The 8416-nt window shown below is 65.6% G+C and carries 9 protein-coding genes and 1 pseudogene; all 10 read right to left on the bottom strand.

All coding sequences use genetic code 11. The features are described from left to right. A pseudogene (locus GJ695_RS26035) lies at positions 1-309 on the bottom strand (hypothetical protein); the annotation flags it as partial. A gap of 13 nt (positions 310-322) precedes the next feature. Then, positions 323-622, bottom strand: a complete 300-nt coding sequence (locus tag GJ695_RS26030) for a hypothetical protein (RefSeq protein ID WP_229260517.1) — start codon at positions 620-622, stop codon at positions 323-325. Next, the gene (gene fliS / locus GJ695_RS26025) at positions 615-1013 is read right to left on the bottom strand and encodes a flagellar export chaperone FliS (protein ID WP_154369940.1); all 399 of its coding nucleotides are present in this window, start codon (positions 1011-1013) and stop codon (positions 615-617) included. Before fliS ends, GJ695_RS26030 begins: the two co-directional genes overlap by 8 nt. 35 nt (positions 1014-1048) lie before the next feature. Further along, positions 1049-2470, bottom strand: a complete 1422-nt coding sequence (fliD, locus tag GJ695_RS26020; RefSeq protein ID WP_154369938.1) for a flagellar filament capping protein FliD — start codon at positions 2468-2470, stop codon at positions 1049-1051. Between the two features lie 99 nt (positions 2471-2569). Further along, positions 2570-3001, bottom strand: coding sequence for a flagellar export protein FliJ (fliJ, locus tag GJ695_RS26015; protein WP_154369936.1), 432 nt, complete (start codon positions 2999-3001; stop codon positions 2570-2572). Then, entirely contained in the window at positions 2998-4311 is a 1314-nt protein-coding gene (gene fliI, locus GJ695_RS26010) for a flagellar protein export ATPase FliI (protein ID WP_166455211.1), read from the bottom strand. The genes fliJ and fliI overlap by 4 nt, the downstream gene beginning before the upstream one ends. Continuing rightward, positions 4308-5027 carry a flagellar assembly protein FliH gene (fliH, locus tag GJ695_RS26005; RefSeq protein ID WP_154369932.1) on the bottom strand — a complete coding sequence of 240 codons (720 nt, stop codon included), beginning with the start codon at positions 5025-5027 and terminating at the stop codon, positions 4308-4310. The genes fliI and fliH overlap by 4 nt, the downstream gene beginning before the upstream one ends. Beyond that, positions 5024-6064 carry a flagellar motor switch protein FliG gene (locus tag GJ695_RS26000; RefSeq protein WP_154355561.1) on the bottom strand — a complete coding sequence of 347 codons (1041 nt, stop codon included), beginning with the start codon at positions 6062-6064 and terminating at the stop codon, positions 5024-5026. The genes fliH and GJ695_RS26000 overlap by 4 nt, the downstream gene beginning before the upstream one ends. Continuing rightward, on the bottom strand, positions 6048-7811 hold the full coding sequence (gene fliF / locus GJ695_RS25995) for a flagellar basal-body MS-ring/collar protein FliF (RefSeq protein WP_166455210.1): 1764 nt from the start codon (positions 7809-7811) through the stop codon (positions 6048-6050). Before fliF ends, GJ695_RS26000 begins: the two co-directional genes overlap by 17 nt. A gap of 21 nt (positions 7812-7832) precedes the next feature. Further along, on the bottom strand, positions 7833-8180 hold the full coding sequence (gene fliE, locus GJ695_RS25990; RefSeq protein ID WP_154369930.1) for a flagellar hook-basal body complex protein FliE: 348 nt from the start codon (positions 8178-8180) through the stop codon (positions 7833-7835). Between the last annotated feature and the right edge of the window lie 236 nt (positions 8181-8416).

The raw sequence follows: 8416 nt of genomic DNA, 5'->3' as shown, positions 1-8416 counted from the left end.
GGCGGCCTGCGCGGCGGCGTCGGCGCTGTTGCTGCGTTCCGGCTGCGGCGCGGCGCTCGGCGCCGGCTTCTGGCCGGCCTGGGCCGTGGTGGCGGTGCTGCTGTTCTTGCTGCTGGTGCTGCTGTTCCTGGCACTGTTGGCGCTGTCGTTGTTGCTGCCGCTGCCGTTCGCCGGCTTGGCGGACGTGGCCGTGCTCTTGCCGCTGTTGGCGGCAACGGCGGACGCCGTCGTGTTGGCGGCCACCGGTGCGGTGAGTTCGGCTTGCGCGGCCTTGGCCGCGGCCGTAGCGCTGGAAAGTGTCATGGTCATGCTTGGATTCCGGTTATGCGTATTCGCTCTCGAGGGCGTAAGCCAGCCAGCCCTCTTGGTTTGCCTGCATTTGCTGCAACTTCTGCGCCAGCTCATCGGTGGCGAGGTTGCAGCGCTTGACGGCTTCTTCGTGCATCTGGCGCAGCGCCGCCAGGGCAGCCCATTCCGCGCTGTTCCATTTGCCCTGCGCCGCCATCTGCGGCAGCGCGGTGGCCAATAAAGTGTTAATCGCCGTCAGCGCCTGCCAGTCTGCGGCGGCGATGGCGGCGCTCATCTTCTGCGTCAGTTGCAGCAGGGTGCGGTGCCTATCCATTTTTTGCCTGGATCTCCTGGACGCCGAGCCAGCCTTTCTTGATCGTCGTCAGCAGGGTGGTGACCTCGTCGATGATGCTCGGGTCCAGGCTGACGCCGGCCGTGTACAGGCGGCCGGCGCAGTATTCGTAGAGGCGGCCGAGGTTCTGCACCACCTCGCCGCCGTTGTCGAAGTCCAGCGAGCTGGACAGACCGTTGATGATGTCGGTGCACTTGTTCAGGCTGTTGGCCTTGAGCTCGTAGCGCTTGCCGACGATATGGCCGCGTGCGCGCGCCAGCTCTTCGAGCAAGCCGTCGGTGAGCACCAGCACCAGCTCAATCGGCGAGGCCCGGGCAACCTGGGTGTCGAGATTGGTGGAGTGGTAACTGCTGTAGGCTTCCTGGTTCATCATGGTGTGCACCGCATTGTGTCAAAGTTGCTTGGTTATTAGCTGCTGCTGTCCGACGAGAACATCGCCGTGAACATATTCGAGGTGCTGGTCATCGACGATTGCAATTGCTGCAGGGCCGAGAACTGGGCCAGGAAGCGCTTGTAGGCGTTGGTGAACTGGTCCTTGACGGTGGCCTGGCGGTCGGCCAGGTCGCTCTGCAGCTTGTCGTTCTGGGTGGTGCGCTGCGAGATGAAGCCGCCGGCGCTGGTGGTCCACGAGGTGACCAGCTTGTTCATCGCGCCCAGCGCGCCCGAGTCGACGCCGATGCCGGCGCGGCCGAACAGCGTGTCCAGCCCGCTTGGATTGGCGGCGATGGCCTTGTTCAGCCGGCTCGAATCGAGGGTCAGCGAACCGTCCTTGGTGGCGGTGATGCCAAAGCTGATCAGCGACTGGCCGCCGGTCACGGAACGCAGGATCGAACCCAGGCGGTCGCGCAGGTTGGTGACGCCGGCGTCGTTGTAGAAGGCGGCGTCTTCCGCCGTCGCCGTCGGCGTGCCGTTGGCGTCGGTCGACTCGACCACGGTGTGGTCGCCGGGCGCGGTCAGCTTGTTGAGCGCGGCCAGCAGGGTGTTGTAGGCGTCGACAAACTTCTGCACATTGCTGGCGGTGCCGGAGCTGTCCGGGCCCACGGTCAGCGAGACGGCGGCGTCGTTGACGCCCTGCGCCTGGGTGACGGTGAACGAGACATCGTCGACGATGCTGAAGGTGTTGGAGGCCTGTTCGACCTTGGTGCCGTTCTTGCCGCCGGCCCAGACGATGGCGTTGCTGGCGTCGGTCAGCGTGTTGCCGGCGCCGAGGTCGCTGGTCAGCCCGGGGTCGGCCCCGCCGGCGGTGGTGATCGCCGCCACGGCGTTGTCCTTGCCGGTCTGGGTCGAGGTCAGCACCAGTTGCTGGACATTGTTGACGGTGATGGTCGAGGCGGTGATGCGCGATTTGTTGTCGGGCGAGGCGTTGATCGCCGCCGCCAGTTCCTTGGCGCTCAGGAAGCCGTCGTTGTTGCTGTCGGCGGTGGTCAGGTCGACCCCGATCGGGGCGCCGGTGTTGAGCGCGATCGACATGCTGCCGCCGGCGCTGGTGACGGTGGGGACGTTGTAAGCCATCTGGCCGGCCGTGGCCAGCTGCTGCACGTAGAACGAATAGGTGCCGGCGGCGGCGGTCGGCTTGGCGGTGGCGGTGGCCACGCTGGTGTTGCTGAACGTGGCCTTGGTCGCGCTCACCGACGAGGTGCTGCTGGCCAGGCCCTGCAGCGTGCCCTGGAAGGCGCTCAGCGCCGCGCTCAGCGTGGTCAGGCCGGTGCCCACGGCGGTGGCCTGGGTGGTCTGCTTGTCCAAGATGGCCTTGGTCGGCGCCACATAGGCGTTGGCCAGGTTGGTCGCGGTGGTGGTCGGATCGTAAGTTGGGCTACTGATGACTGCCATGGTTTTGCTCCTGGAAAGGATAATCAAGTGTACCCCGATATAGGGCGACCTTAATCGTTTCCGTATGAAAATATTCCGAACTTTTTTTTGTAACGGCGCTTACTTTTGGCCGCGCAGCCACAATTGTGTTGCCAGTTCGTCATGTTGTTTGCGTTCTTTGGCGTTTTGCTGCGCATTCACCACCTTTTGCGTCTTGTCCAGCACCTTGCCCATGACCTCGCGCTTGGCCCAGGCGGCGTTGAGCGCCTGTTGCGAAACCGCCATATCGGCCTCGTGCATGTGGAGGTCGAGCCGGTGGCTGTCGGCCAGCGCCATCACCGCCTGCTTGTAGTCGCCGCAGTTGCCGGCCAGGGCAGGGTGGAGGTTGCCGCTGGCGCCGCTGTTGGTGTACAGGCTGGTGAGGCGCTCCAGGTTCTTCTGGTAGCGGTCGCGCAGATTGGTCTTTTCCGCCATCTCGGTCTGCAGCCGCTCCACTTCCGTGTTGCGCAGCGCCACCAGGGTGGTCAGGTTACGGATTTTTTGTTGGCTCATGGTGTCATCAGCTTTTCAAGTTGCGTGACGCAGGGGCCGAAAGGCGCTTCTTCCTTGGTGCCCTGACAGAGGAAATCCTCGACCCTGGGGTGCAGCTGCACCGCCTTGTCGGTGACCGGGTCGGCGCCGGGCACGTAGGCGCCCAGCGGAATCAGGTCGCGCACGCGGTCGTGGCGCGCCATGCTGGCTTTCAGCGCGCGCGCCGCCATCATGTGGTCATGGTCGATCACCTGCGCCATGCAGCGGCTGATCGAGGCGGCGATGTCGATCGCCGGGTAGTGGCCGCGCTCGGCCAGTTCGCGGGTCATGACGATGTGGCCGTCGAGAATCGCGCGGGCGGTGTCGACCACCGGGTCCTGCTGGTCGTCGCCCTCGGCCAGCACGGTGTAGATGGCGCTCATGCTGCCGTTCTGGTTTTCGCCGTTGCCGGCCGATTCCACCAGCTGCGGCAGGTTGGAGAACACCGACGGCGGATAGCCCTTGGTGGCCGGCGGCTCGCCCAGCGCCAGCGCCACTTCGCGCAGCGCCATGGCGTAGCGGGTCAGCGAGTCGACCAGCAGCAGCACGTTCTTGCCCTGGTCGCGGTAGTGGGCGGCGATCGAGTGGCACAGTTCGGTGGCCATGACGCGCATCAGCGGGCTTTCATCGGCCGGCGCGATCACCAGCACGGCTTTCTGCAAGCCTTCCTTGCCCAGCGACATGTCGACAAACTCGCGCACCTCGCGCGAGCGCTCGCCGATCAGGCCGACCACCACCACGTCGGCCACGGTCTGGCGCGTCATCAGGCCCAGCAGCACGGACTTGCCGACGCCGGAACCGGCCATCAGGCCGACGCGCTGGCCCTTGCCCAGGGTCAGCATGGCGTTGATGGCGCGCACGCCGACGTCAAGCGGTTCGGTGACCGGTTTTTTCTTCAGCGGGTGGATGCGCGGCGGCTGGGTTTCAAGCGGGAAGTCGCCGCCCAGCTTGCCGAGGCCGTCGATCGGTTCGCCGAGGCCGTTGACCATGCGGCCCAGCCAGCTGGAACCGATCTGCAGGCTGACCTTTTCCGGCGAGGGCAGCACGCGCGCGCCGGTGGTCAGGCCCACGGCTTTCTTGAACGGCATCAGGAACGACAGCTTCTCGCGGAAACCGACCACCTGCGCGTCCAGCCATTCGCCGCTGACTGTCTCAATCTGGCAACGCTGGCCGGTGTGCAAAGGGCAACCTACGGCCTCAAGCAACAAACCGGACGCGCCCACCAGGCGGCCCGTCGGGGTCGCCATGGGCACCGAACCCAGTTCGAGATTGCGTAAGGCATCAGCGATCACTCTTCGACCTCCGGTTCATCGCCGCTGTCGGCGATCTGCAGTTGATTATCGACCTGTTCCATGACCGCCGCAAGACGTTGATGGCAACCGGCATCGACTTCATTATCGCCTGCCTTGATGCGACATTCCCCTACCTCAAGACGGGCATCGGGGATCAGATTCCAGCGTTTGGAGCGTTTCGGGTCGAGCTCGGCGATGCGTTTCAGCTCTTCCGGATTCAGGAACACATCGATTTCATCGCGGGTCGGCGGCATCGAGGCCAGGGTTTCCTCCACCAGCGCCATCAGCTGCACCGGCTGCAGCGCCAGTTCGGCGCGGATCACCTGGCGCGCCACCTTGGCCACCAGGTCGACCACTTCCTTGCGCTGGGCGGCGCGGTAGTCGGAGCGCAGTTTTTTCAAACTCTTGAGCATGGCGTCGACCGGGCGCGCCATCTGGTCGTAGGCGACCAGGGTTTCGTGGCGGCCTTCTTCGCGGCCCTGTTCCTGGCCCGACTGGCGGCCGGCTTCGAAGCCGTCCTCCTGGCCGCGCGCCAGGCCGATTTCGTAGCCGTCGCGCTGGCCCTGTTCAAAGCCCTCGCTGACCGAGGCGGCCCACTGGGCGCCGCCGTCGCCGCCATGGCCGCTGTGGCCATGGCCATGCGCGGCCGCCGCAGCGGCGCGCTGGGTGGTGAACTGCGCCAGCGGCGGGAAGCGGTAAGGACGGAACTGCTTCATTCCACCACCTGTTCAGCAAACAGCTGGATCTCGACTTCGCCGGCGTCGGCCAGCGCCTTGACGGTGGCCATGATTTCCTGGCGCGTCTGCTCGATGCGCGACATCGGCACCGGGCCGGCGCGGCGCATCATGTCCTCGAAGGCTTGCGCCTGGCGTTTCGGCATGGTTTTCAGCACGGCGTCGCGCACCGCGATGTCGGCGCCCTTGAGCGCGATCGCCCATTGTTCCAGCGGCACGTCTTCGAGGATGCGGGTGATCGCCTGTTCGGTCTGGTTGCCGAGGATGAAGAAGTCGTACATCGACAGCTCGATCTTCGACACCACGTCCGGATCGTGGGCGCGCAGCAGTTCGACCATCTGCGCGCGGTTGCTTGGCAGGCGGTTGAGGATCTCGGCGGTCTGGCGGATGCCCTCGACGCTGGTGCCCTGCGAATCGAAGGAGCTCAGGCAGCGGTCCACCAGCTCGTCGAGTTCCTGCAGCAGGTCGGCGTCGACTTCTTCCATGCGCGCCAGGTTCAGCAGCACCAGGTCGCGCGTGTCCTGCGGCAGGCCGTCGATGATCTGGCCGGCCAGCGCGGCCGGCAGGAAGGCCAGGAACACCGCCTGCATCTGCACGTGTTCGTTGGAGATGTATTCGGCCAGCCATTTCGGCGAGGCCCATTGCAGGCGCGCCATCTTCGGCCGCAGTTCGTCGCCGTAGATGTTGTTGAGCACCGTGTTGGCGAGGTCGCCGCCGAGCGCCAGGTCCAGCGAGCGCTTCAGGTAAGAGCGCGAGGCGCCGTGCACGCCCGACTGTTCGCGGTAATCGTCGAAGAACTTCTGCATCGCGTTCTTCACCGATTCGACCTTGATGCCGCTCATGCGCGACATCACCTGCGTGACTTCCAGCAATTCCTCGCGCGACAGGCAGCGCAGCACGGCCGCGGCCGGCTCTTCGCCGATGCTCAACAGCACAATGGCTGCCTGCTCCACCGGCGTCAGCTTGGTCGGCATGGCGTATTCGCCGCCGTCATCATCCATGTTATTGAGTTCGGCCATTTTTCTGCATCCATTGTTTGACGACTTCGGCTACGCGTTCCGGTTCTTTCGCGGCCAGCACTTTCAGGTGGTCGACCATGACGTCGACGGCCGAGCCTGGCGGCGGCAGATCGTAGTTTTCCAGCAGCGGCACCACCGGCATGCCGGTCTGGGCGCTGCCGCCCAGGGCCGGCGCGCCCGGCGCGGCGCCGTCGGCCAGCACCGCCTGTTCCTTGGCCGACGCTTCCTTGGCTTCCTTGGCGGCCGCCACGGCGGCCTGCTCGGCGGCGCGGCGTTCGGCGTTGATGCGGGCGGTCTCGCGCGGGTCCGGCGTGAAGCGCACGGTGACCAGGCGCATGATCGGCCGCAGCAGCAACAGATAGCCGAGCAGGGCGCCGACCGCGTAGATCGCGTACTTGCTGACGTCGACGATGTTGTCGCGCTCTTCCCACCAGGCCACCGGCGCCGCTTTCGGCGGGAAGTTCATGGCCGACACCACCAGCTGGTCGCCGCGCTCGGCGTTGATGCCCAGGCCGTTGCGCAGGATCTTGTCGATGTTGGCGATTTCGGCGGCGCTCCAGCCGGTTTTCGGCGTCGGCGCGGCGGCCTGCGCCAGCACCACGGCGACGCTGAGTTTCTCCAGGCGGCCACGGCTGCGCTTGGTCTGGACGATGCTGCGGTCGTAGGCGTACTGGCGGGTGGTGGCGTTCTTGCGCGCGGTGCCGTCGGCCGGGGCGGCGTTCGGATCGGCGGCGCCGCCGGCGGTCTGCTGGGCGGCGGCGGCCGGATTGGCGGCGGCCGGCGGCGGCCGGTTCGACAGCGTGCCCGGCACGCCCATCACCATGCGGTTGCGGTCCTGCTCTTCGCGCATGGCCTCGCTGGTGACTTTCGGATCGGCGCCGTATTTCTCGACGGTTTCCTCGACGCGGTCGTTGTCGACCGCGGCCGCCACCGACATGCGGTAGTTGTCGTCGCCGATGACCGGGCCGATCAGGCCCTTGATGTTGTTCTTGACGTCGTCCTGGTAGCGCTTGGCGGCGTCGTTGCCGCTGGTGCCGGCGTCGAAGCCGTCGGCCAGGTCGATGTGGGCCGACAGCAGGTTGCCGCTCTGGTCGACCAGGCTGACGCGCGACGGCGACAGGCTGGCGACGCTGCCGGCCACCATGTTGACGACGGCGGCGATCGCTTCAGGCGGCAGCGTGGCGCCCGGCTTCAGCGCCACCACCACCGAGGCCGACGATTTGTCGCCGTCCGCCGACACAAACGAGGTCGACTTGGCGATCGACAGGTGCACGCGCGCATGCGAGATGGCGTCCAGCGTCATGATCGATTGCGCCAGCTCGCCTTCCAGGCCGCGGCGGAAGCGCACGTCCTGGACGAACTGCGACACGCCCAGCGGGTCGTTCTTGTCCATCAGTTCCAGGCCGGCCGGCAGCTGCGCGGTGACGCCCTTGGCGGCCAGCAGCATGCGCACCTTGCCCAGCATCGATTCCGGCACCAGCACCTGGCCGCTTTCCGGGTGGATGCGGTAGGGGATGTGGTCGGTGTCGAGCACGGTCATCATGTCGGGCGCCGAGACTTTCTCGCGCGCGCCGAACACCGGCTTGTAGCTGGACTGGCTGCTCCACATGTACATCATCGCCAGCGCGGTCAGGCCGATGGCCAGGATCAGCAGCGGGTACAGGGTTTTCAGCAGGGCGGGCGACAGCGACGGCGCCGTCGGGTTGGCACGCCAGCGGTCGAAGGCGGACTTGATGGTGTTAATCACGTTGATTGCTTTCGCGGAGGCTTACAGCGGTAATTTGATCAGTTCGTCGAGGCCGCCCATGACTTTGTTGCGCACCTGCATCAACATCGAGAAGGACAGGCTGGCGTCCTGGCTGGACAGCATGGCGCCGACCAGGTCGTCGCTCTTGCCGGCATCGACATCGGCCATTTTCTGGCCGGCGTCGACATCCTGCTGGTTGACCGAGTCGATCGCGCCTTGCATCGACTGGGCGAAGGAGGAGGCATGCTGGGCGTCATGGGCGCCGAACTGGTTGGCGGCCGCGATGGTGGTGCTGCTGGTGGCCAGGTTGTGCGCCGCATTGGTCAGCGACGCCAGGTCGGCCTGTATCAGGCTGGAAAAATTACTCATCTTGCTACCCCCGTTTTTGCAGCGTTTTTTACCGCGTTGAATCCAGATGACTACCTTAGCGAGATTGCCGCGAAGCAGCAAGCCCATGTGACAGATATTGTCGTGTCCTATACCAAACGTGCTACACATCCGTTGTGCATGTCACAGTCTTGTAAGAAAGATAGTGTAGCCATGTCAGTCAAACTCGGACGCCGCAGGTGAGCGGATGCTCGGCGTCGCGGATGGGTGGCCAGGTT

Source organism: Duganella alba (assembly GCF_009674495.1).
Taxonomy (GTDB): Bacteria; Pseudomonadota; Gammaproteobacteria; order Burkholderiales; family Burkholderiaceae_D; genus Rugamonas; species Rugamonas alba.
This window is presented reverse-complemented; position numbering and strand designations above follow the sequence as displayed.

Coding starts and splice junctions, on each gene's coding strand:
- GJ695_RS26030 (WP_229260517.1), bottom strand. CDS start 622: ATGGATAGGCACCGCACCCTGCTGCAACTGACGCAGAAGATGAGCGCC.
- fliS (WP_154369940.1), bottom strand. CDS start 1,013: ATGATGAACCAGGAAGCCTACAGCAGTTACCACTCCACCAATCTCGAC.
- fliD (WP_154369938.1), bottom strand. CDS start 2,470: ATGGCAGTCATCAGTAGCCCAACTTACGATCCGACCACCACCGCGACC.
- fliJ (WP_154369936.1), bottom strand. CDS start 3,001: ATGAGCCAACAAAAAATCCGTAACCTGACCACCCTGGTGGCGCTGCGC.
- fliH (WP_154369932.1), bottom strand. CDS start 5,027: ATGAAGCAGTTCCGTCCTTACCGCTTCCCGCCGCTGGCGCAGTTCACC.
- GJ695_RS26000 (WP_154355561.1), bottom strand. CDS start 6,064: ATGGCCGAACTCAATAACATGGATGATGACGGCGGCGAATACGCCATG.
- fliE (WP_154369930.1), bottom strand. CDS start 8,180: ATGAGTAATTTTTCCAGCCTGATACAGGCCGACCTGGCGTCGCTGACC.